General features: G+C 53.0%; 16 protein-coding genes. 14 read left to right on the top strand and 2 right to left on the bottom strand.

Annotated elements, in window-relative coordinates; all coding sequences use genetic code 11:
- Positions 1–48 precede the first annotated feature (48 nt).
- On the top strand, positions 49–2223 hold the full coding sequence (locus tag HQN87_RS28445) for an alpha-helical endospore appendage domain-containing protein (protein ID WP_173140188.1): 2175 nt from the start codon (positions 49–51) through the stop codon (positions 2221–2223).
- A 21-nt stretch (positions 2224–2244) separates the two neighbouring features.
- The gene (locus HQN87_RS32860; protein WP_173140186.1) at positions 2245–4428 is read left to right on the top strand and encodes an alpha-helical endospore appendage domain-containing protein; all 2184 of its coding nucleotides are present in this window, start codon (positions 2245–2247) and stop codon (positions 4426–4428) included.
- A 65-nt stretch (positions 4429–4493) separates the two neighbouring features.
- On the opposite strand, the gene HQN87_RS28435 is transcribed toward HQN87_RS32860, so the two are convergent.
- Positions 4494–6155, bottom strand: a complete 1662-nt coding sequence (locus tag HQN87_RS28435; protein ID WP_173140184.1) for a ribonuclease J — start codon at positions 6153–6155, stop codon at positions 4494–4496.
- Positions 6156–6321: 166 nt separating this feature from the next.
- Here HQN87_RS28435 and HQN87_RS28430 point away from each other — a divergent pair, with 166 nt between their 5' ends.
- The 3 genes from HQN87_RS28430 to HQN87_RS28420 all read left to right on the top strand — a co-directional run bounded on the left by HQN87_RS28430 (position 6322) and on the right by HQN87_RS28420 (position 10434).
- Complete coding sequence (locus HQN87_RS28430) at positions 6322–7476, top strand: GntR family transcriptional regulator (protein WP_254075712.1); 1155 nt, start codon at positions 6322–6324, stop codon at positions 7474–7476.
- Positions 7477–8354: 878 nt separating this feature from the next.
- A complete protein-coding gene (locus HQN87_RS28425; protein ID WP_436836497.1) occupies positions 8355–9647 on the top strand; it encodes a glycoside hydrolase family 125 protein in 1293 nt (430 codons plus the stop codon).
- Positions 9648–9777: 130 nt separating this feature from the next.
- Positions 9778–10434 carry a class I SAM-dependent methyltransferase gene (locus tag HQN87_RS28420; RefSeq protein ID WP_173140178.1) on the top strand — a complete coding sequence of 219 codons (657 nt, stop codon included), beginning with the start codon at positions 9778–9780 and terminating at the stop codon, positions 10432–10434.
- Position 10435: 1 nt separating this feature from the next.
- Here the strand turns inward: HQN87_RS28420 and HQN87_RS28415 are convergent, their stop codons facing one another.
- Entirely contained in the window at positions 10436–11461 is a 1026-nt protein-coding gene (locus HQN87_RS28415) for an alpha/beta fold hydrolase (RefSeq protein ID WP_173140176.1), read from the bottom strand.
- A 174-nt stretch (positions 11462–11635) separates the two neighbouring features.
- On the opposite strand from HQN87_RS28415, the gene HQN87_RS28410 reads away from it, so the two are divergent.
- The 9 genes from HQN87_RS28410 to HQN87_RS28370 all read left to right on the top strand — a co-directional run bounded on the left by HQN87_RS28410 (position 11636) and on the right by HQN87_RS28370 (position 23013).
- Positions 11636–11782, top strand: coding sequence for a lmo0937 family membrane protein (locus HQN87_RS28410; protein WP_173140174.1), 147 nt, complete (start codon positions 11636–11638; stop codon positions 11780–11782).
- A 242-nt stretch (positions 11783–12024) separates the two neighbouring features.
- Positions 12025–12582, top strand: coding sequence for a 5' nucleotidase, NT5C type (locus HQN87_RS28405; protein ID WP_173140172.1), 558 nt, complete (start codon positions 12025–12027; stop codon positions 12580–12582).
- A 93-nt stretch (positions 12583–12675) separates the two neighbouring features.
- Entirely contained in the window at positions 12676–14265 is a 1590-nt protein-coding gene (locus HQN87_RS28400) for a sensor domain-containing diguanylate cyclase (protein WP_173140170.1), read from the top strand.
- Between the two features lie 12 nt (positions 14266–14277).
- A complete protein-coding gene (gene dcuS, locus HQN87_RS28395) occupies positions 14278–15891 on the top strand; it encodes a DcuS/MalK family sensor histidine kinase (protein WP_254075711.1) in 1614 nt (537 codons plus the stop codon).
- Positions 15892–15949: 58 nt separating this feature from the next.
- Positions 15950–16657 (top strand): response regulator, encoded by a 708-nt coding sequence (locus tag HQN87_RS28390; protein WP_173140168.1) that lies wholly within the window; start codon positions 15950–15952, stop codon positions 16655–16657.
- A gap of 995 nt (positions 16658–17652) precedes the next feature.
- Positions 17653–19008 (top strand): 2-hydroxycarboxylate transporter family protein, encoded by a 1356-nt coding sequence (locus tag HQN87_RS28385; protein ID WP_173140166.1) that lies wholly within the window; start codon positions 17653–17655, stop codon positions 19006–19008.
- Positions 19009–19012: 4 nt separating this feature from the next.
- On the top strand, positions 19013–20437 hold the full coding sequence (locus tag HQN87_RS28380; RefSeq protein ID WP_254075710.1) for an NAD(P)-dependent malic enzyme: 1425 nt from the start codon (positions 19013–19015) through the stop codon (positions 20435–20437).
- Between the two features lie 178 nt (positions 20438–20615).
- Complete coding sequence (locus HQN87_RS28375) at positions 20616–21680, top strand: suppressor of fused domain protein (RefSeq protein ID WP_173140164.1); 1065 nt, start codon at positions 20616–20618, stop codon at positions 21678–21680.
- Positions 21681–21858: 178 nt separating this feature from the next.
- Complete coding sequence (locus HQN87_RS28370) at positions 21859–23013, top strand: AI-2E family transporter (RefSeq protein ID WP_173140162.1); 1155 nt, start codon at positions 21859–21861, stop codon at positions 23011–23013.
- The last annotated feature ends 572 nt before the right edge of the window (positions 23014–23585 follow it).

The raw sequence follows: 23585 nt of genomic DNA, 5'->3' as shown, positions 1-23585 counted from the left end.
ATAAAGGGATATTTCCGTCTGCGATTTCGAATGTAAGGGGGCATTAACATGTCGAATCCTAATCTTCCCAATATCACACCAACCATCACATTGTCGCGGGATGATGTATTGAACTTGTTGTTTTCATCCATTGCGATGGAAGAGCTAGGGCTTGCTCATATCATCAACGCTGAAGGTGAGAAAATTCAGTTTGCCCTAGGGACCCTTCCGGGAGCCACACCTGCGACGCTTGAACAAGTCTTAGATGTCAACAGCAGTAGTCAGGCGATGCTTGATACAATCTTCCACCAGGAAATCATACTTGATTCCAAGCTGAGAACGGCCTCGGGCGTTCCCTCCTTGGTTGGACCTACAGGACCAGCAGGACCTACCGGGGCGGCGAGTGGTGTTCTAAGTGTAAATGGTCAGACCGGCGATGTCATTCTGAGCGCAGAGATCGGGGTTCTCCCGTTCAATGATGAGCCATCGGGCAATCGTCTGACTCATTACAATCAGCCGGGCGTGTATAGTTCAGATAATCCCGCAGGCCCTTCACCGCCGGACAGTCCGCTGGTGGAGCACCCATCCGTATGGACTCTTTATGTGTCACGGGTTGGTAACTTTGTCCAGCAGCTCTATATATCCAACCCGCATTTGTACTACCGCAACAGTCAGGATTCGGGGATTACCTGGTCGCTATGGATAGAAATTGGCGAAAGAGGCCCGACGGGTCCGACGGGTACAGGGGCTACAGGACCTAGAGGAGTGAGAGGGAACTCAGGTATCACAGGTCCGGGGGGCGCTACAGGACTCACCGGAGCGCCGGGACCTACGGGTCCAAGGGGGCTAACAGGTATTAGCGGCCCGGCAGGTATGACGGGGCCAAGGGGTGTAACTGGTCCGGGCGGCGCTAGTGGGCTTACCGGAGCGCAGGGACCCACTGGTCTGGCGGGTTCAACGGGTGTACGCGGCCGGGCAGGTGTGAATGGTCCGGCAGGTGTGACGGGGATGACAGGTGTAACGGGCCGGGCAGGTGGTAGGGGGCTTACAGGTCCGACAGGCCGGGCAGGCTTGAGCGGACCGACAGGTGTGACAGGTCCTACGGGTGTGAAGGGACTGACGGGTGTACGCGGCCTGGCAGGTGTCCAGGGTCAGGCAGGTGTGACGGGCCGGTCAGGTGTGACGGGCCGGGCAGGTGTAACAGGTCTGGCGGGAGTGAGCGGCCGGGCTGGTGTCAGTGGCTGGGCAGGTGTAACTGGCGTGACTGGTATAACCGGAGTGGCGGGTATAACGGGTCCAACGGGTATAACCGGAGTGGCGGGTATAACCGGCCCGACCGGTGTGACCGGCATGACCGGCCTAACAGGTGTGACAGGACCAACGGGTATCACTGGTAGGGCCGGTGCTACCGGTCCCACTGGTGTCACCGGCCCGACTGGGGTGAAGGGTCGGGCGGGCGTAACGGGAGTAGCGGGTGTCACCGGACCAACGGGTGTCACCGGCCCAACGGGCGTAACCGGTCCGACCGGTGTGACGGGCCGGATGGGTGCGACAGGTCCCACAGGTGGGAGGGGCCGGGCAGGGATAACGGGCCGGGCGGGAGTAACCGGTCCAACCGGCGTGACCGGTCCTACTGGCGTGGCGGGTCCGACCGGTGTGACGGGCCCGACCGGTATGAAGGGTCCGACAGGCGTTAGGGGTGCGACAGGTGTAAGGGGTGCGACAGGTGTAAAAGGCCCGACAGGTGTAACCGGTCCAACCGGTCCGACAGGTCTGAGGGGTCCAAACGGTCACACTGGTTCAACTGGTTCAGCAGGAGTAGGATTCGCTTCCTCGTATAGGTACATTTCTACAACTGCCGGTAATGTTCCCATAAATCCTAATGATAATGTTGTATTCAACGTTCTTGGTGCAGGGACGTCTGATATCGCATTCGATGGCCAATCCACAGTAACGGTTAATACAGCCGGCGATTATTTAGTTGTCTTTCAATTAACGATAGCGAATCAGTCAATTCCACTCAAAAGATGGACAGTTTCGGTCAATGCCACACCTATTCCCAACGGTGAATTTCACAGATATTTCAGTACCGGCGACAATTATCAGATAGGAGGAGAATATCTTATCCGCTTAAATGCTGGTGATAAGCTTACTCTAACGAATACCGCGACTACAGTGCAAAGGATATCAGGGGCTAATGTTGGTGAAGACAATGGTTTCCTGAGTGTAATCAGAATTGGTTGATAAGCTAAAGGAGGCCTTACCATGTCCAATCCCAATATACCCAATATTACTCCGGCCCTCTCCTTGTCGCGGGCCGATGTATTGAATTTATTGTTCTCATCAATCGCCATGGAGGAGTTGGGTCTGGCACATATCATCAATGCCGAAGGAGAGAAGATTCAGTTCGCTCTGGGCACGCTTCCCGGTTCAACTCCTGCTACATTGCCAGAGGTGCTTCAGGTTAACAGCAATGTACAAGCTATGTTGGACACCGTTTTCCGTCAAGAGATTATGCTGGATTCGAAGATGCTTATCGCAGCCGGTATTCCAACGATCCTTGGTCCCACAGGTCCCACGGGGCCAACAGGCTTCGCCGGAGGTGTGTTCAGTGTCAATGGTCAGACCGGCGATATCATTCTGAACGCAGATAACGGGGTCTTCCCCCTCAATGAAGATCCGTCGGGCAATCGACTGGCGCTGTATAATCAGCCGGGTGTCTACAGTTCAGACAGTCCCACGGGTCCTGCACCGCCAGACGGGCCACAGGTGGAACACCCATCGGTATGGACTATTTATGTGTCCCGTGTAGATAATTATGTCCAGCAGCTGTATATTTCCAACCCTGCGCTGTATTACCGCAGCAGTCAGGACGGCGGTCTAACGTATCCTGGCGGATGGCTTCCGATCGGCGAGCAAGGGGCAACAGGGCCTGTTGGGGTAGGAGCCACCGGGGAGAAGGGGGTAACGGGTCCCACAGGAGTAGCCGGTCCGATTGGGTTAACCGGTCCAGCCGGTGTAACAGGAGCAACGGGTGTGACCGGCCGGGCAGGTGTAACGGGTCCCACAGGGATAACCGGCCCCAAAGGTGTAACCGGCCGGGCGGGTGTAACCGGTCCGACCGGTGTAACGGGTCCCACGGGTGTTAGGGGACTCACGGGTGTCAGGGGGCCGACAGGTATGACGGGACCAACGGGGATGACCGGCCCCACGGGGCTAAAAGGTCCAACGGGTGTGACCGGCCTGGCAGGTGTGACAGGACCCACAGGAGTGGCGGGCCCCACGGGTATGACGGGCCCCACGGGTGTAACCGGCTGGGCAGGCATGACGGGTCCGACCGGTGTGACGGGACCCACAGGTGTGACCGGCCCGACCGGTGTGACGGGACCGACGGGTGTGACAGGACCCACCGGTGTAACTGGCCCGACCGGTGTGACCGGCCCGACTGGTGTGACTGGGGCTACCGGTGTGACGGGGGGTACCGGTGTGACGGGGGCTACCGGTGTGACGGGGGCTACCGGTGTGACGGGGGCTACCGGTGTGACCGGCCCAACCGGTGTGACGGGCCCGACCGGTGTGACGGGGGCTACCGGTGTGACGGGGGCTACCGGTGTAACCGGCCCAACCGGAGTGACGGGCCCGACCGGTGTAACCGGCCCGACCGGTGTAACCGGCCCAACCGGTGTGACGGGGGCTACCGGTGTGACGGGGGCTGCCGGTGTGACGGGGGCTACCGGTGTGACGGGGGCTAGAGGTCTGACGGGTGCTACAGGGATGACAGGTGCTACAGGGGTGACGGGGCCAACCGGTGTAACCGGCCCAACGGGAACCGCTGGTCCCACTGGCCACACTGGCCCCACTGGTGTAACCGGTCCAACGGGTGCCACCGGTCCGACAGGTACGAGGGGACCCACAGGTGTAGTGGGACCTACAGGTGTGAGGGGACTCAGAGGTGTGAGAGGGCTGACAGGAGTGACAGGCGTAACCGGCCCAATCGGCAAGCCGGGTGTAACCGGATTTGGTTTTCCTTCCTCTTATCGTTATGTCATTTCGAATCAAAGAAATGTTACTGTTGCGAATAGAGGTAAGGTTATATTTAATCTTCCTGGTATAGGAACATCAGATATTACTGTAACAGATGCCAATACTTCGCTTACGGTCGCTACAGCGGGAACTTACCGGATTGCTTTTCAGGTCACCACAGCAGTTTCAGTACAAATAATAGCGTGGGCTGTCGCCGTAAATGGAACGGTTATTCCTGGGGGCGAGTTCTACACAATTGTACCTAGTGGTAGTAACGCTTATCAAATTGGAGGGGAATATATTCGAAATCTTGCAGCAGGAAGCGTCCTTTCCGTTGTCAATACTTCTAACGCAACCCTAACTATATCTAATCGTAATGGGAGAGCTGGCACCAGTGCCTTTCTTAGCGTTATTCGCCTAATTTAGCAGGGTAGAAGGTCCTCATTCATTTAGAAGGCCCGCGAATGATCGCGGGCCTTCTTGCTGCGGAATTACACTTCAATAATGATCGGAAGAATCATCGGACGGCGTTTTGTTTTGTCATACAGGAACTTGCTTAACGAATCCTTAAGCGTCTGCTTGATGATATTCCACTGCTCCAGATCCGCTCTGCTCATCTTCTGAAGGGTGGCCTTAACGAGCTGGTTGATCTCATCCATCAGGGTGTCTGAATTGCGGACATAGACGAACCCGCGTGAGATCGTATCCGGCTCATTGAGCAGCCGTCCGTCGGCCTGGCTTAAGGTGATGACCGTAATCAGAACCCCGTCTGCCGACAACTGACGGCGGTCCCGCAGCACTACATTGCCGATATCGCCAATTCCCAGTCCATCCACGAAGATCTGTCCGGCCGTTACCCGTCCCGATTGCCGGACCACGCCGCCTGCCGATTCCACCAGATCCCCGTTTTTTAACAGAAAAATCTGGTCTCCCTGCACCCCGACAGCTTCCGCCAGCAAGCGGTGATGGTGCAGCATCCGGTATTCGCCGTGAATGGGGATGAAATACTCCGGTTTCATTAAGGTCAGCATCAGCTTCAATTCCTCCTGGCTGCCGTGGCCGGACACATGCAGCTCGCTGCGGGACCCGTAGATAACCTTGGCCCCGAGGATATAGAGATTGTCTACAATCCGCGAGACATTGCGTTCATTGCCTGGTATAGGATTGGCCGCAAGAAGCACGGTATCGCCGGCGTGAATCTCCATCTGCCGGTTGCTTGAATTCGCCAGGCGGGATAATGCGGCCATAGGCTCGCCCTGGCTTCCCGTGCACAGCACAGCTACTTCCTGCGGCGGCAGCTTGGCAGCCTCCGCAGGCTCGACCAGCATTCCCTCAGGGATGCTCAGATAACCCAGCTCCTTGGACACGGCTACAACATTGACCATACTCCGTCCCAGTAGGGCAAGCTTACGCCCGGTAAGTCCGGCAGCATCCACAACCTGCTGGAGCCGGTGGACATTGGAGGCGAAGGTGGATACAAAAATCCGGCGGTCAGCCTGCTTGAACGCTTCCTCCATATGCGCCCCGACGAGCTGCTCGGAAGGCGTGAAGCCGGGACGCTCCGCATTCGTGCTCTCCGAGAGCAGGAACCTGACTCCTTTTGTACCGATCTCAGCCATTCTATGGATATCCGGATACTGCTTGTTGACCGGGGTCATATCGAATTTGAAATCTCCCGTGTGGACAACCGTTCCTTCAGGGGTATCGAAGACAACACCCAGACAGTCCGGAATACTGTGATTCGTACTGAAAAAGCTGGTGGTCACCGGACCAAAGGTGAGTACGGAATCAGCGTCGATACAATGGAGCGTGGCATCCCGGAGGAGCCTGTGCTCCTTCAGCTTGATCTCAATTAATCCAAGCGTCAGACGGGAGGCGTAGAGCGGGATGTTCATCTGCTTGAGCAGATAGGGGATGCCTCCGATGTGGTCCTCATGCCCGTGGGTAACAATCAGTGCCCGTACCTTATCCTTATTGTCCTGTAAATAAGCGATATCCGGGATAATCAGGTCAATTCCAAGCAGGCTCTCGTCCGGGAATTTGGACCCGCAGTCGATGACAATAATATCGTCGCCCACTTGCAGAAAATACATATTTTTACCGATCTCATGAACTCCGCCTAAAGCGGCAATCCATAACTTGTCTTGTGGCATGGTCTCAGGGCCCTCCTTACATTAGTCTCCTTATTATGTTTGGAGAGACGGGAGGCTATCCGGTGTTCGGAAAATATCCTGGCAAACCCTTTCTTCACATTACAAATATAACATGGTATATTGGGATGTAACATTTGGAGAGAAAGTAGTAATGGAGGTGCTTGGTATGGCTAAGAATACTGGATCGAAGCCGATGTACGAGATGATTTTTCACACGCTGCGCGAACGGATTACTAAGAATGAATATAAAGCCGGAGAACGGATTCCCTCCGAGAAAGAGCTCTGCAGTGAATTCGGGGTGAGCCGGATTACTTCCAAAAAAGCGCTGAAAATGCTGGCCGATGAGCATCTGATCGTTCGCCAGCCGGGCAGGGGTTCCTTCGTTGCCGATACGGCTTCGGCTTCGGCAGTATTGAAACCGTTTGATTTCCCGCAAATCGCCCGGACCTCCGGTAAGAGACGGGTGATCGGACTGGTTATCACACACTTCAGTGATATGTATGGTACAGAGCTGATCTATGGCATGGAAGAAGCCTCCCGGGAGAATGACGCCTTCCTTATTGTCCGGCGGTCTTTCGGGATTTCCGGGCTGGAAGAGACGACGATTCAACAGCTGCTCGAGCTTGGGGTGGACGGGCTGATTATCTTTCCGGCGCAAGGCGAATATTTCAGTGCCGAGATCCTGAAGCTGGTCATACAGAAATTCCCGTTCGTCATGATTGACCGGTATTTGAAGGGGATTCCGGCATCCTCTGTAAGTACCGACCATATTCAGGCAGCCCAGGAGGCTACCCGTTATCTTTTTGAGCTGGGGCACCGGCATATCGGATTTCTGGCGCCACCCCCGGCGAATACAACAGCTATAGAGGAAAGGATCGACGGTATTCTCGCTGCCTTTGTGGAGCATAATCTGCTGGTGAACCGTGAATTATGGATGGAGACTCTGACGTCTACCATGCCGAATGTATTTGACCCGCAGGCCCGCGTAGAGGATGTGGACAGGCTGGTGGAGCATCTCCGCAAGCATCCGCAGATCACAGCCCTGTTCGCTGCGGAATATAACATTGCATTGATGGTGGAAGAGGCGGCGGGCAAGCTCGGCCTGCGGATTCCTGAGGACCTGTCCGTCATCTGCTTCGACAGTCCCGAGCCGCATGAGGGTTGCCGGATCACGCATATGCGGCAGGATCAGTTCAGCATCGGCAAGCAGGCCTTCGAGAATGTGCTTGCCATGCAAGGGAACGAACCGTCCATTTCCCGTATTCTTTTACCGGCTGCCTTAATTAAGGGCAGATCCACAGCGCCGGTCCGTAAGGACTGACCCTCATAAACCGCCGAAAGTTGGCGGAGCGAGTAAACGAAAGGGATAAATCCCTCTGAATCCGCCGGAAGCTGGCGGAGTGAGTAAACCAAAGGGATAAATCCCTCTGGATCCGCTGGAAGTTGGCTGAGCGAGGGAAGCAAAGGGATAAATCCCTCTGAATCCGCTGAAAGTTGGCTAAGTGGGGAAATCAAAGGGATAAATCCCTCTGAATCCGCCGAAAGTTGGCTGAGCTAGGAAACCAAAGGGATAAATCCCTCTGAATCCGCTGAAAGCTTGCTGGATGAGAAAATAAGGAGCAGAAGTGCACCTCAATGGGTCAAACGTAGGCGGGGCGTGGGAATAGGGAGCAGAAGTGCACCTCAATGGGTCAAACGTAGGCTGGATGAAGGAATAAAGAGCAAAAGTGCACCTCAATTAGTCGAGCGTAGGTGGGGCGTGGGAATAGGGAGCAGAAGTGCACCTCAATGGGTCAAACGTAGGTCGGACGAGGAAATAGGGAGCAGAAGTGCACCTTAATGGGTCAAACGTAGGTCGGACGAGGAAATAGGGAGCAGAAGTGCCCCTAAATTAGTCAAACGTAGGCCGGGAGAGGAAATAGAGAGCAGAAGTGCACCTCATCCCACAAACATAGGTGGGATGAGCGTGGGGGACGCTACCTCAGGTGACTGAAAAGAGGTCAATAAGTTACATAATGAGCATTACAAGAATTTCCTACATATCAAATGTGTATAATGACATATCAATAATGCATATTTATCATATATTTCAATCTAAATACATACCATTTATTATATTGACATATTTATATCATTTGTTTACTATGGTGAAAGCGTTTGAATTGTTTGTATACTATTTTGGAGGTGTGATATATAACCTTGAAGCTGAAGAATGAGATTCCAACATCAGTACATGCTCTAATCGCAAAGGTCAGGGGGGAACTGCCAAACTCCCCCAAACTGGCACAAATGTTCGAGGACTGTCTCATAAATACGATCGGAACGACAATTTCGCAACAGGCGGATGGCACCACTTTTGTTATCACAGGTGATATACCAGCTATGTGGCTGCGTGACTCCGCCGCCCAGGTGCGGCCTTATCTGCTGCTTGCCGGAGAGGATCCTAACATGGCGGCGATGATTGCCGGTCTGGTTCAGCGGCAGATGAAGTATATTCTGCTTGATCCTTACGCCAATGCCTTCAATGAAGAGGCGAACGGCCAGGGTCACCAATCGGACCTTACTTCAATGAGCCCGTGGATCTGGGAACGTAAATATGAGATTGATTCGCTGGCTTATCCGATTCAGCTCAGTTATCTGCTATGGAAGAATAGCGGCTGTGTCACGCAGTTCGATGAGACTTTTCGCAAGGCTGCCCATGAGATTATGAAGGTATGGAGAGTAGAGCAGCAGCATGAGACAGAGTCCGCTTATACGTTCCAGCGGCTGGATGCACCGGTTACGGACACGCTGGCAAGAGAAGGGAAAGGCAGTGAAACGGCATCTACCGGAATGACCTGGTCGGGCTTCCGTCCAAGTGATGATAACTGTAAGTATGGGTATCTGATTCCATCCAATATGTTTGCTGTTGTCGTTCTGAGTTATCTGGAAGAAATTGCAAATGAGATTTACGGGGATCGGCAGCTTGCGGCAGCCGCGCGGCAACTGGGCGATGAGATTAACCAGGGCATTCAGGAACATGGGATTTATAATCATCCGGTATATGGAAGAATCTACGCTTATGAAACCGATGGGCTAGGCAACTATAATCTCATGGACGATGCCAATGTTCCAAGTCTGCTGTCGCTGCCGTATCTGGGCTACACGGACGGGGATGATGAGGTGTACAGTAATACCCGGCGGTTCATCCTCAGCGAAAATAACCCTTATTACTATAAAGGACAGGTTGCGGAAGGAATTGGCAGTCCGCATACCCCAGAGGGTTATATCTGGCATATCGCCTTGTCCATGCAAGGTCTTACTTCGCCGGAACGCAGCGAGAAAGCACGATTACTGCAATTGATTCAGGATACCGATGCAGATACAGGCTTCACCCATGAAGGCTTCTCCGCTGATGATGCCAGCGCCTTCACCCGGCCTTGGTTCTCCTGGTCCAACATGCTGTTCTGTGAACTGATTATGGATTATTGCGGATTCCGCGTATTGAAATAGCGGAAGATAAGCGGTACAAACGGCAAGCTCATTGAAGAATGAGCATGGGTTTGTACCGCTTTTTTGCAACCAAATCCACTGGGTCCGAATATACTAACTTGTATCAAGAAGTTCATCAGGAGGTGGATACATGAACGGATGGAATAGCAGCAGACCTGTGTTTGAGACGGATGAACGGGGGACGCATCTGAATACCGCCTGGGAAGGGCATCGCAGATTCGCTTACGACCTGGTTCGTTATATGGAGCCTGGCAGGATCGTAGAATTAGGGACGTATTACGGCGCTTCCCACTTCGCCTTCTGTCAGGCGGTTAAGGATCATGGACTTCCCACGGAATGTTATGCTGTCGATACGTGGCTGGGCGATAAGCATACGGGGCTGTATGACGAATCCTTGTATCAGTCGGTGCAATCGTCATCGGGTATCTATTACCCCGGAATCTCCCGTATGCTTCGCATGACCTTCGATGAGGCGCTGCATGAATTTCCGGACCATAGCATCAATCTGCTGCATATTGACGGTCTTCACACCTATGAGGCGGTCAAGCATGATTATGAGTCATGGCTGCCTAAGCTGGCGGATCACGGTGTTATTCTGTTCCATGATATTGCGGCTATGCATGACGACTTCGGCGTGTACCGCTTATGGGGAGATCTGCAGATGCAGTACTATGCAGTACAATTCGAGCATAGCTATGGGCTTGGCGTTCTGATGCCCAATGGCTGTTCCCCGGTAACCTCGTATATGCACGCCAACTGGAATGTAATCAAGCCGATGTATCCATGAGTTACTTCCCTTCCAGCACACTCCGAATGGTCTGGACGACCAGCTCCGGCTGATCGTGAATGATCATATGCCCGCTTCGTTCAGCTACGATAAGCTGACTATTGGAAGAGAGATTCAGCATGTTGCGCTGGCCCTCCTGCCACATAGCTTCGAGCTGCCGGCCCGCTTCTTCGGAAACCCCGAAGGATGCATAATCCTGGGGCAAGCCCCGGGCGATTACTTTTACCGGGAGTGCGCCGAAGTTCTGACCACGGATAGCATCCTCGGTAGAGCCAGCCAGTACTGCTTCCTGCTCCTTGGCGGCAAAATACTCTGGCGTAGATATGACATTAATGAATGCCCCGCGGTCTTGTTCCGCAACTAGTCCCTTAAGCAGCTGGTCCTGGAACAACCGAAGCGCACCGGATCGCTTGAGCAGGCTCAGCAGGGAAGCGCTGGGGTTGCCGGCAACCTTCTCAGCCTCCAGAATCGGCTTCGTCTCCCGGTCGTCATTCTCCGGTCTGGCGTCAATCAGCACCAGCCCGGTTACTTCCTCCGGGTAAGTCTGAGTGAACAGCCGGGCGTACATGCCCCCGAGGGAGTGGCCGACCAGCAGATAAGGGCCGGGAAGGTCTGCATTCTGAAGGGCGGTATGCAGTTCGCGCACAATATGGGCTCCAGAGCGTTCGGTATCGGCCTGCTCACTCCAGGCATACCCAGCCCGGTCGTAAGTGACAACGGTAGCTGCTTCGGCTAACTGTTCGGGGATATCTCTCCAGGAGAGGCTGGTTTCACCGCTGCCTGCTTCCATGATAATGGTGGGGGCACCGGCTCCTTGCTGCCGGATGTGCAGCTTATAGCCTCCGGCATCCACCAGCTTACCCGGTGCCGGATAGTCTTTAGCGGCTGATGTGGAGGCGATAGCTTCGTACAGGAATCCCGATCCTGTGATAAGCCCGGCCAGAGTCACAAGAACAAGCAGCAGCTTCAGCAGCCTGCTCCGCAATTTGGGGCCAGCGGATGCCCGGTTACTGGATGAGTTTTTCATGATGTTTGATGATTCTCCTTTTTAATACAAGTGTATTATTTAAAAACAGTATAACAGCTTGCCTCATCATTAAGCAATCCGGAAGTGTCTTCCATTCTGCCGGCTTCCGTTTGAACCCTCCCTCACGCGGGTAAGATAGAGACAAATAACCCGGAAGAGAAAGGCGGTAAGCTTATGCTGTGGGGATTAATTGGACTAGTGATTGTAGTATGGCTGTTTGGCTTCATCTTTGACCTCGTGGGCAATGTGATTCATCTGCTGCTGTTTGTCGCTGCGGTATTGTTCGTAGTTAACCTGATCAAGGGGCGATCCCGCAGATAACGACGATTGAAATACACTTTGATGCAACCCGTAAATCCGTATACGAAAAAGCATAAAAAGCACGCCCTTCCTTTTATAGGATGAGGTGTGCTTTTTCAAAATATAGAATTTATATGTTTAAAAGGACGGCAAAGCCGTTTCCGCTTGTGTTGCAGTAAAGTCCCATATTACCCGCCAGTCTGGACACCTATTCCCCGGTTGCCTATAATGAATGAAATGAAAATGTAATTGGAGGAGAATCAATGCATAAACCGATCATCGCCGTCGATATGGACGATACGATCTGCCATCTCGTCAAACGTGCGATATACCACAACAACATTGAGTTTCCTACGCATCCGCTCCGTTATGAAGATATGATGGATTGGAACACGGACCACCTGCGCCACCCGGACAGCACAATGGATCTGTTCTTCGGCAGACCGGGCCTGTACGAGGAGCTGGAGCTGTTCGATGAATATGTAGTGGAAGAGATGGAGAAGCTTCACCGCGCGTATGATGTCATTATTGTGACGGCAGCCGTACCGAAGACCGTGCTTGAGAAATGGAATTGGCTGCAAAAGCACATGCCGTACATCCCGGCCGACAATTTCTTCACCTGCAAGCGGAAGCATCTGATCGGCTTCGATCTGCTTATTGATGACGGCCCGCATAACCTGCTGCCCGCTGTGCAGGCAGGGAGGAAGGTACTCTGTATTCCTCATCCCTGGAACCTGAGGGCACGGGAGGAATATGCTTTTCCCCTGATGACTTCCTGGCAGGGTGCGAAGGAGCGGGTGGATGAACTTCTGCAGACCTAACCTCTTCTGCGGTACATCCGGTGTCGAACATTATAGGCATTTGCGGTATGATGGGTTTACTATGGCTGTCAGGTATCAAGGAGGATTACAGTTTTGTATAGAGGGTTAAAGAGTACGTTCTGTCAAAGTAAAAAACTGAGTCTCACCACATTGCTCACGGGTCTGGTGACGCTGGTGATTCTGTTGACCTCGAGTATTCTCCTGATCGGCTCCTATGAGTCCAAGAAGCAATCCCTGATGAAGACCACGCTTCATTTGAATTATATCAATGCTGACCGTATGTCGCGGACCATGGATTCCTTGTTTGTATCCATGCGGAGCAGCTTGAAATACAACTCCGCGAGGTTGTCGGATATTGAAGCCATGGCGCCGGAGCAAGTGAATGAATCCCTGGATCAGATGCGGAGCAGCAGCAATTTTTTCAATTCCATTACGATGGTTGAAGCCAGCGGATTCATCCGCAATGTCTCCCCAGCCAGCTTGGGAACAACAGGCAAGCACATCACCTCGAAGAATAGTCAGGTAGCTTTGGCGCTCCGTAAACCTTACATATCCTCCCCTTACCTGACTGCCAATACCAAGCGGTTAATTGTGTTTTTGAGCCAGCCGGTTGTTAGTTCTGCCGGTACTTATCTCGGGATGTTAAGCGGCACCATCTATCTTCAGGAGAATAACATTCTGTCCGAGATTTTTGACAACGGTCAAGAGGATGATTCGGGCGCTTATTATTATATTGTGGATTCTGAAGGTCATCTGGTGTATCACCCGGACAAGCAGCGCATCGGCCAGGATGTCAGCAGTAATGCCGTTGTGCAGCAGCTCTTGAACAAGCAAAGCGGGGAACAACCCGTCCGCAACCTCAAAGGGATCGACCTGCTTGCAGGGTACTCCAGTGTACCGGCCAATGGATGGGGTATCGTGGTCGTCTCCCCGGTGAGTCAAATTCAGCATGAGCTGGTGGGGCATATCCGTATTCTGATCTGGTATTGTCTGGGTCCGTTCATCATTCTGCTCTTGGGGGTTATTCTCCTGGCACGCAAGTTTGCGCGCCCTTTTGTCTATCTGGCGGATGTGGTAAGCAGGATGGGCACGGAAAAGATCGAATTGCAGGAAGCGAAGCGGTATTGGAGCCGGGAGGCCTATTTGCTGACCGACGGGGTATCGCTTGCCCTGGATAACATTCAGCAGCAGACGGAGCAGTTGACTCAGGAAGCCGCAACGGATGTTCTGACCGGTCTGATGAACCGGAGATCACTTGAACATACGATCAGTCAATGGATAGCTTCCGGTGTACCCTTCTCGCTGGTCATGCTGGATGTGGACAACTTCAAGCTCGTGAACGATACCCACGGCCATCACCTGGGCGATGAAGTCTTGAAGCATGTGGTCCGGATGATCGTGACCTCGCTTCGCCCGGACGATGTCTGTTACCGCTATGGCGGTGAAGAGTTCGTCATTCTGCTGGCCCGTACCCTGCCTGCCGAAGCCTTCAGCGCTGCCGAGAGAATCCGCAAGGCCGTAGAGCGGAGCAAGGCACCGATTCCTGAACAGCTTACGGTATCCCAGGGGATTGCCCATTATCCTTCACACGCCTCTGAACTGGAGGGACTGCTGGGGAAGGCAGATCAGGCTTTATATCTGGCGAAGAGCAAGGGGCGGAACCGGACGGTAATTACAGAATAGAGCGGGAGGAGCATGATGAGAATTGGCCCCAAAAGATTACGCCTTCAGACCGCCATCACCCTGATGACCTGCGGCATCGTCGTGGTTGTGCTGCTGATTGTGTATGTCATGTTCGGCCTGAAGTTCTCCCGTGAGGCCCAGGCCTCGCTGGAGAACAAGGCCATCACGATTGCCCGCACGCTCTCGCGCACGCCGGTGGTTGTGGACGGTCTGCTGGAGCGGGCAGATTCCGGCAGCATCCAGCATTATGCGACCGAGATCAGCGAGATTAATAATGTCCAGTTTGTTGTGCTGATGGATATGGAAGGCATTCGCCGCTCCCACCCCGACCCTGCCCAGATCGGCAAGCATTTCATGGGAGGCGACGAGACGGAAGCGCTGCATGGCAAGGAGACAATATCTACGGCCCAAGGCTCACTGGGCTATTCCGTGAGAGCGTTCTCACCGATATTCGGCCCGAATCGCACACAGATCGGTGCTGTAGCTGTGGGGATTTCACTGGACAGTGTCCAGTCAGCTGTGCAGCAGAACCGGTGGATCATCTACTGGGGGATACTGGTTGGCGGTTTGATGGGGGTGTTCGGGGCCGTCATGCTGGCACGCAAAATCAAACGCATGATGTTCGGCATGGAGCCGGAGGAAATCGCCAAATTGCTGGAAGAGCGGAGTGCGATGCTCCAATCGGCCAAGGAGGGAATCCTGGCTGTAGATAAGGAATCCCGGATTACCTTGGTGAACGCGGAGGCCCGAAGGCTGATGGGCAGCCTCGGCTTGAGCGAAGACCCGGTGGGCAGGCAGGTGGAACAGTTCTGGCCCCTGCTGCGGATGGAGAAGGTACTGGATACCGGGGAAGCCGCGCAGGATAAAGAATTGGAGCAGAGCGGGATCACGCTGCTGGTGAATGTGGTTCCGGTAAGGGTGAACGGCATTATCGAAGGGGCTATTGCCACGTTCCGCGACAAGACCGAGATCAGTATCCTAATGGAGCGCCTCTCGGGCATCTCCCTGTATGCGGAGGCGCTGCGTGCCCAGACCCACGAATTCATGAACAAGCTGCATGTTATTATGGGGCTGACCAATATGCGCAGCTACGACCGGCTGGAGGAATATCTCACGGATATGGTACAGAGCATCCAGACGGAAGCAGACTCCGTGGTCCGGCTGGTCAAAGACCCGGTGATGGTCGGTTTCCTGCTGGGCAAGCTCAGCCGGATCAGAGAGGCAGATGTGCGTCTGGTCATTCTGGAGGAGGGGGTGCTGCCTGAAGCTGCGGATCATGAGGTCTCGCGGGAGCTGGTCACGATTGCCGGCAACCTGCTGGACAATGCGCTGGAGGCTGTCCAAGGCGCGGACAACAAGCAGATCGAGCTTGGATTCCGGCATGAGAATCATCTGCTTACCCTCAAGATCAGCGACAACGGTACAGGCATTTCACCAGAGAACGGAGACCACCTGTACGAACAGGGCTATTCTACCAAAGGCAAGGACCGGGGCGTCGGGCTGTATCTGGTGCACCGGAGTGTGGCCAAGCTGGGCGGGACAGTCCGCTATCTCAGCCGGGCCGGTCAAGGAACTGATTTTATTGTTCAGCTACCCTATATGGCGAAGAGTGATGATAACCTATGAAGAGTGACGATAATCCATGAAAAGTGATGATACCTGTGAAGAGTGATGATATGCCATTATGATAAAAGTACTTATCGTTGAGGATGACCCGATGGTTTCGGAAATGAACAAATTCTACTTGGAGCAGGTCGAAGGCTTCCGCGCCCAAGGGTGGGCCAGCTCTGGGGAAGAGGTGCTGGAGATGCTGGAGGAGCAGGTCTATGACCTGATTCTGCTGGACATCTATATGAAAGAGAGCAACGGCCTGGAGTTGCTGTCAGAGATCCGGCGCAAGGGCATCAAGATTGATGTCATTGTCATCTCGGCGGCAAGCGATAAGGAGAGTATCCAGGAAGCGCTGCAGAACGGAGCCGTAGACTACTTGATCAAGCCGTTCGAGTTCTCCAGACTCCGGGCTGCCCTGAACGGATACAGGGAGCAGAACCGGCTGTTCCGCACCCAGGAACGGCTGAACCAGTCCGAGCTGGACAGGCTGTCCAGATTCAAACAGGAACCGGCTGCTTCACAGGAGCTGGCCAAAGGCTTCACCCGCCAGACCCTGCAGACGATCTGGAAGGCGGTGGAGGCCTGCAATTGCGATTTATTCTCGGCGGAGGATATTTCGGCGGTGTCGGGCATCTCCCGGGTCTCTGCCGGTAAGTATCTGGTCGGGCTGACGGAGATGGGAGTGCTGGAAATGGATCTGGTCTACGGAAGCATCGGCAGGCCGGTTCAGAAATACAGACTCGCCCCGAACGGCAAATCCCTGATTACCAAGTATATCTAACGGAAGCTGAAGCTCCTGCCGCCTGCGGCGGAGCTTTTTTGAGTTGCGGAGGAATGTTTATAGCTTACGCTATAGTTCTATAGTTGCTAGTGTGAGCGAAAGGACGGGAGTGGGGGGATGAGTAAATGAAGTGTATAAGTACCTCTCAATTTCTGGAAAGTGGGCGGGATGAGTAAATGAAGTGTATAAGTACCCTTAAATTACCTGAAAGTGGGCGGGATGAGTAAATGAGGTGTATAAATACCCTTGAATTACCTGGAAGTGGGCGTAATGAGCCAATGAGGTGTATAAGTACCCTTGAATTACCTGAAAGTGGGCGAGATGAGTAAATGAGGTGTATAAGTACCCTTGAATTTCCTGAAACTGGGCTGAAGGAGCCAATGAGGTGTATAAATACCCTTGAATTACCTGGAAGTGGGTGGGATGAGTAAATGAGGTGTATAAGTACCCTTGAATTTCCTGAAACTGGGCTGAAGGAGTAAATGAGGTGTATAAGTACCCCTGAATTCCCTGGAAGTGGGCGGGATGAGTAAATGAAGTGTATAAGTACCCTTGAATTCCCTGAAATTGGGTGTAATGAGTAAATGAGGTGTATAAATACCCTTGGATTTCTTGGGAGTAAGTGTGACGAGCAAAATTTGTTCCACTAACGGTTCCGCCCTTCCAGTCATCCCTGTGTTACTTGCCACCCTCTAGCCAACCCAGTGTTACTCGCGATCCCCTCACCACCTTCCAGTCAACTCTGTGTCATTCTCCATCCCTTTACCACACTCTAGCAATCCCTATTACACGTCTTCTCTTCACCACCTCTTATCCCTTCCTCATCACATGCATACATCATCCCCTCGTCATCTCTACTTCACCACCGCTTCCCCCCCCAGTGACAACGCTTACTTTAATAATTTACAAAACCTCTTTATTACTTACATAAAAACAAAAGCGCTTACAAAGCCGCTATGATGAATTTGTAAACGAGTTAAGGAGGTAAGGTAAACATGCAAAAAGCAATTCAGCCCCCGCTTTCGGTACCGGATCAGCAGCATGTACTGAAGCAAGGAGAACAAGGCTTGGCCCAGCGGCTCATGCAATTGAAGGTAGGCGTCATTCCGCTTCCGCTGTACGTGGTATTTGCACTTATTATTTTTGCGGCATCTGTACTTGGTGAACTGCCAAACGATATGATCGGCGGCTTTGCAGTAATTATCGTTCTGGGGGTGCTGCTCAGTGATCTGGGCTTCAAGCTTCCGGTTCTGAGGAACATCGGCGGCCCCGCCATCCTCTCATTAATGATTCCATCGTTCCTGGTGTTCTGGAATGTGCTTGACCCTTCGGTCCTCGAATCGGTCAACACCCTGATGAAAACGTCGAACTTCCTCTACCTGTATATCTCTATTCTGGTAGCCGGAAGTATTACTGGCATGAACCGTACCACACTCATCAGCGGGTTCATCCGCATCTTCATCCCGATGATGGCCGGAACGCTGGCTGCGGTTGGTGCGGGGCTGGGCGTAGGAATGCTGCTTGGTTATAGCGCACACCGGACCTTATTCTACATTATCGTACCGATTATAGGCGGCGGCGTAGGCGAAGGGATTCTCCCGCTGTCCATCGCGTTCTCGCAGATCCTAGGCGGGGAATCTGGCTCTTATGTGGCTCAGATGATTCCAGCGGCGGTTATCGGTAATGTGTTTGCAATTATTGTTGCCGGACTGCTCAAAAGAATGGCTGATAAGAATCCGTCCATTACCGGTAATGGTGTCCTGGTAAAAGCGAAGGACGGACAGAAGCTGGCGGGCAGCACGTATGACAGTATGAAGCCGGACTTCCTGCTGATGGGCGCCGGCCTGCTGTTCGCCTGCGGTTTATTCATCACCGGGCACCTGGTGTCGCCATTCGTCGGCATTCCGGGCCCGATCCTGATGATCTTCACAGCGGCATTATTGAAGATTTCCAAGCTGCTCCCGTCCAAAATCGAGCAAGGCGCTTATCAGCTCTACAAGCTTGTGTCCGGTACTTTAACCTGGCCGCTCATGGTCGGCCTGGGGATGCTGTACATTCCGCTGAAGGATGTCGCGGCCCTGATCTCGCTTCCTTATATTATTGTCTGCGCTACCGTTATCGTGGCGATGACGATCACCGGCTATTTTACCGGCAAATGGGTCAATATGTATCCGGTCGAAGCGGCCATTGTCACCGGCTGCCGCGGCGGGCTTGGCGGAACGGGCGATGTAGCCATTCTGTCGGCTTCCGGACGTATGGAGCTGATGCCATTCGCACAGATCTCAACGCGTATCGGCGGAGCCATTACCGTTGTTGCTGCGACGCTGCTCATTGCTGTATGGGGCGGTTAAGCCTATGAATTCAGTAAGCAGACCGTCCCATGTGTTCACCCTTCGTGTCCAGTACCTCAGCAACAGCGATTATTTGGCCAATCTGGTGAGTATTGCCGAGAACTATAAGGGCACTATCCAGAAGGCTGAGCTGAAGGAGCTGGGTACGGGCCTTACCGGTGCGGATGTCGTCATTTCCGTGGACCATAGTGAAGATCAGCAGTGGATTGAACAAGCGGTGAACCAGTTGAATGGAGGAGATATTGTGGAATTATTAGAAGAAATCATGTTGCTGCATCAGGGCGGCAAGCTCGAGACTACCCTGAAGCATCCGATTCTGTGCAAGGAGGACCTGTCCAAAGTCTACACCCCGGGTGTGGCAAAGGTCTGTCAGGCGATTGCCCAAGATCAATCTCAGGCCTATGAGCTAACAACGAAGAAAAATACCGTAGCTGTCGTATCCGACGGAACCGCTGTATTGGGACTTGGGGATATCGGGCCTAAGGCGGCGATGCCGGTAATGGAAGGCAAAGCGGCGCTGTTCAAGCAGTTCGCAGATGTGGATGCCGTGCCGATCTGTCTCGATACCAAGGATACGGAAGAGATCATTGCGATTGTAAAAGCGCTTGCCCCAACCTTCGGCGGCATTAATCTCGAAGATATTTCCTCTCCGCGCTGCTTCGAGATTGAAGCAAGATTAAGAGCGGAGCTGGATATCCCGGTCTTCCATGATGACCAGCATGGTACGGCAATTGTCGTAACTGCCGGACTACTGAACGCACTCAAGGTATGCGGTAAGGATATTAAGGATGTCAAAATCGTAGTCAACGGCATAGGTGCAGCAGGCATCTCCGTCTCCAAAATGCTGCTGCATGCCGGAGCGGTGAACCTGATCGGCGTGGACCGGGAAGGCGCGATTAACCGGCTTGCGGATTATGAGCGCAGCCACTGGAGCGATTACGCCCAGATTACGAACCCTTATCTTGAAATCGGAAGTCTGTCCGATGTCATTAAAGGAGCGGATGTATTCATCGGAGTCTCTGCACCGGATGTGCTGAAGCTGGAAGATGTGCTGAACATGGCCGCAGACCCGATTGTGTTCGCCATGGCGAACCCGATGCCGGAGATTGATCCCGCGATTGCTGCTCCGCATGTAAGAGTAATGGCGACGGGCCGCTCCGACTATCCGAACCAGATTAATAATGTGCTGTGCTTCCCGGGAATATTCAGAGGGGCGCTGGATTGTGAGGCCACGGATATCAATGACGACATGAAGCTGGCGGCAGCAGAGGCTATTTCCTCGGTGATTGATCCGTCCGAGCTGCATGAGAATTATATTATTCCCGATGCTTTCGATCCCCGTGTAGTAGAGAGAATTCGCATGGCTGTAGCCCAGGCAGCATCCAAAAGCGGCGTAGCCAGAAAAAACCTGCTGGTTGGCGTAAACTAATTACTGAAACGGCAAGCTCAACGAATGAGCTTGCCGTTTTTTGCCGCGTCTAAAGGGGGAAGACTGAGCTGGACATTGGGCTGGTTATGCCAGCGGAATTACGGGTAATCAATGGGAGATTCAGGGCTGGATGCGGATGCTCCGGCTATACATAAATCTGAGACTGGAGGGTACGAACATGAGCGAGGAAGAAGTGGAAGCAACCGGCTGGGATGCCATTGAAGATCAGATGAAGAGGTTGTACGGACAGCAGGAGCCGAAGCATTATGCTGCAATGCTGCCATATAGGCTGGGGGGTAAAGACCCGCTGAGCGGAATCAGTGCCTATGAAGCGCAGCAGCCTTATCCGCATTGGCATTTCGTAACCTTCGGTTTCTCTGAGCTGTATGATAAGGAGTCAGAGAACCTTGAATACAGCGGCTACGGGTTTGAGCTGACTTTCCGGCTGGCCCGCAGTGCAGAGGAACAGGAGCCTCCGGGTTGGGGAATCAGTCTGCTCCAGAATATGGCCCGGTATGTATTCTCCAGCGGGAATATCTTTGCCTCCGGTCATTATCTGGATGCGAACGGACCCATTTGTCTGGGCGCGGACACCCGGCTGACTGCACTGGCTTTCATTGATGACCCTGAGCTTCCAGCTGTGGATACGCCTAATGGACGGGTTGAATTTCTGCAGATGGTGGGAATTACAGCAGATGAACTTGAAGCCATGATGACCTGGAATACGACCTCATTCCTGCACGCCAGCGAGGAGATGCTTCCCGCATATATCACCGATCTTGCCCGGGATTCGCTGCTCCGGCTTCCGGCCATTAAGGAAGCCGTTCGCCTGGGCATCGAGCGTGACGGGTCCCAGACGGGTATTCTGTATGTAGATGAATTGGGCTTCGAGCCTGCAAAAGGCCGTCTGCTGGGCACCGCACCGGCGGTCCTGACCATGGGGGCACGGCAGGCTGCGTCAGTAGCCAGCCTGCTACGCGGACGATTGCTGAAGGGGAAGCCGCTGAGGTTAACCTGCCCGAAGCTGCAGATCATACTGGAACCGGCTCAAGAGACCGGCTGTGTACAGGACGGGGAGATCGTCCGTATCAGCCTGAGTGAAGAATCTATCCTGGAGCTGGAAACGAAGCTTCAGCCCAAGGAGGGCGAGTTCCGGCTGTCCACCGCCAAAGAACTGAAGGTGCAGGTAAGAAAGACCTACATCAAAGACCAAGAGGGCAACGTGGTAGAGACCATCGGCTAACCTGCGCTGACGGCTGCTTCATTAATAGCGGGACTTCCGTTTCGATGGTGATCATGCGTTTACTCCATCCCGAATCTTTAGCTTTTCTTTAGACTTAGTTTAGTCTGAATTAAGAATGACCGACTATATTTAAGGGACAAAGAAATAGCCGCTCAAAATATGGGAACGGGAGTCAACCATGGTCAAATTGAATTTATTTATCCGTATTTGCATTGCAGTGCTGCTGGTGCTGGGCATTATCTATGTAGGCTCGCTGGTGAATTTTATTTTTAACCCGATTATCTCGCTCTTCAACGTCGTGATTGTGCCGTTGATGCTGGCCGTCTTCTTCTATTATCTGCTTCGTCCGTTGATTGATTACCTGTCCTCGCGCAAGCTGAACCGTTCCTTAGCCATCCTGCTGGTCTACCTGGTTATCGCTGTTCTGCTGCTGGGATTCACGGTAGGCGTCTGGCCTTCGCTGCAGAATCAGCTGTTGAATCTGGCTAATAATATGCCCGGTGTGCTGAGGGCGGTGGGCGATCAGCTCAGTAAGCTGGAGAACAGTGAGCTGCTGTCGAATCTGATCCCCGCGAATATGAATCTGTCCAACCAATTGATGGGCTATTTGAACAAAGGCTTCTCGCTGGCGTCGGTATATGTGTCCGGACTATTCTCCTTCGTCTCCAATTTCGCGATTGTGCTCTTTACCTTTCCGATCCTATTGTTCTACATGCTGAAGGAGGGCGGGAAGTTCGGCGACAAGCTCGTGAGCTTCTTCCCCAAGCGGTATCATGAAGAGGGTGCGGGGGTTATTGCTGAAATCGACGGGGTAATGGGCAGCTTCATCGTCGGCAGAGTGCTGGTCAATCTGGCGCTGGGTGTCCTGATGTACATCGGGTTCCTGATCATCGGCCTGCCGTATGCGCTATTGCTGACGCTGGTTGCTGTGCTGATGAACTTTATCCCGTTTATCGGAGCGATTCTGTCCACTGTGCCGATCTTCATCTTCGGCTTGATTGAGTCACCGTCTACGGCCATCTGGTCCATTGTAGTGGTGCTTGTCGCGCAGCAGATTCAGGATAACCTGGTAGCCCCTTATATCTTCGGCAAAAGCATGGATATCCATCCGCTGACGACCATCATTCTGGTCCTGGCCGGAGGCGATTTCGGCGGAATTATCGGCATCTTGGTGATTATTCCGGTCTATATGATGCTCAAGATCATCATCGTTAAGCTCTATCAGCTGTTCATCCGCAAGCGCTGGGAAGAAGAGCCCGCTGTGCCCGGCGAACCCGTGCCAGGAGAACCGCTTCCCGGGGAAACGGCGCCGTCTGCGGAAGCAGGGGAGTGAGGGCGGAGTTGGTATACAGTTAAGGAAGAGTAAGGAGGAGTAAGGAAGATAAAGGGTGGAATAGGGCGGAATAGGGCGGAGTACGGGCGGAGTTGGGGAGGGGTTAAGAAGAGTAAGAAAGAGTATGTGCTAAGTTAGGGCTAAGGTTGGGTAGAGTAAGGGAGAGTAAGTGCTAAGTTAGGGCTAAGGTTGGGTAGAGTAAGGGAGAGTATGTGCTAAGTTAGAGCTGAGTTAGAGCTAAGTTAGAGCTAGTTTAGGTAGAGTGAGGAAGATTTTGTGTTGAGTTAGGCTGGTGTAAGAGAAGAGGTGGAAAAAAGGCACTTAATTCTGTCGGAATGGAGTATTGCGGGTAAGTAGTTGGAAAAAGTACACTTAATATTCCATATATTAAGGATTTAGTGGAAATCGGATTGAGTAAGTGCTGTTTATCCAACTACGTCCTGTAATTGCAGATGGCGTAAAATAAGTTGTGTACCAGTATTTGGAGCCTAGTCAGGCAACAAAAAAGTAGGGTATCCTCAGGATTGCGAAACCACTAAGGAGGAACCCTACCAATGCCTATTTTACCCGAA

Source organism: Paenibacillus tritici (assembly GCF_013204885.1).
In the GTDB taxonomy this organism is placed as follows: Bacteria; Bacillota; Bacilli; order Paenibacillales; family Paenibacillaceae; genus Paenibacillus_AQ; species Paenibacillus_AQ tritici.
This window is presented reverse-complemented; position numbering and strand designations above follow the sequence as displayed.

Bases quoted from the DNA above. Each gene is read 5' to 3' on its own strand.
- HQN87_RS28445 (WP_173140188.1), top strand. From the start codon at position 49: ATGTCGAATCCTAATCTTCCCAATATCACACCAACCATCACATTGTCG.
- HQN87_RS32860 (WP_173140186.1), top strand. From the start codon at position 2,245: ATGTCCAATCCCAATATACCCAATATTACTCCGGCCCTCTCCTTGTCG.
- HQN87_RS28435 (WP_173140184.1), bottom strand. From the start codon at position 6,155: ATGCCACAAGACAAGTTATGGATTGCCGCTTTAGGCGGAGTTCATGAG.
- HQN87_RS28430 (WP_254075712.1), top strand. From the start codon at position 6,322: ATGGCTAAGAATACTGGATCGAAGCCGATGTACGAGATGATTTTTCAC.
- HQN87_RS28420 (WP_173140178.1), top strand. From the start codon at position 9,778: ATGAACGGATGGAATAGCAGCAGACCTGTGTTTGAGACGGATGAACGG.
- HQN87_RS28415 (WP_173140176.1), bottom strand. From the start codon at position 11,461: ATGAAAAACTCATCCAGTAACCGGGCATCCGCTGGCCCCAAATTGCGG.
- HQN87_RS28410 (WP_173140174.1), top strand. From the start codon at position 11,636: ATGCTGTGGGGATTAATTGGACTAGTGATTGTAGTATGGCTGTTTGGC.
- HQN87_RS28405 (WP_173140172.1), top strand. From the start codon at position 12,025: ATGCATAAACCGATCATCGCCGTCGATATGGACGATACGATCTGCCAT.
- dcuS (WP_254075711.1), top strand. From the start codon at position 14,278: ATGATGAGAATTGGCCCCAAAAGATTACGCCTTCAGACCGCCATCACC.
- HQN87_RS28390 (WP_173140168.1), top strand. From the start codon at position 15,950: ATGATAAAAGTACTTATCGTTGAGGATGACCCGATGGTTTCGGAAATG.
- HQN87_RS28385 (WP_173140166.1), top strand. From the start codon at position 17,653: ATGCAAAAAGCAATTCAGCCCCCGCTTTCGGTACCGGATCAGCAGCAT.
- HQN87_RS28380 (WP_254075710.1), top strand. From the start codon at position 19,013: ATGAATTCAGTAAGCAGACCGTCCCATGTGTTCACCCTTCGTGTCCAG.
- HQN87_RS28375 (WP_173140164.1), top strand. From the start codon at position 20,616: ATGAGCGAGGAAGAAGTGGAAGCAACCGGCTGGGATGCCATTGAAGAT.
- HQN87_RS28370 (WP_173140162.1), top strand. From the start codon at position 21,859: ATGGTCAAATTGAATTTATTTATCCGTATTTGCATTGCAGTGCTGCTG.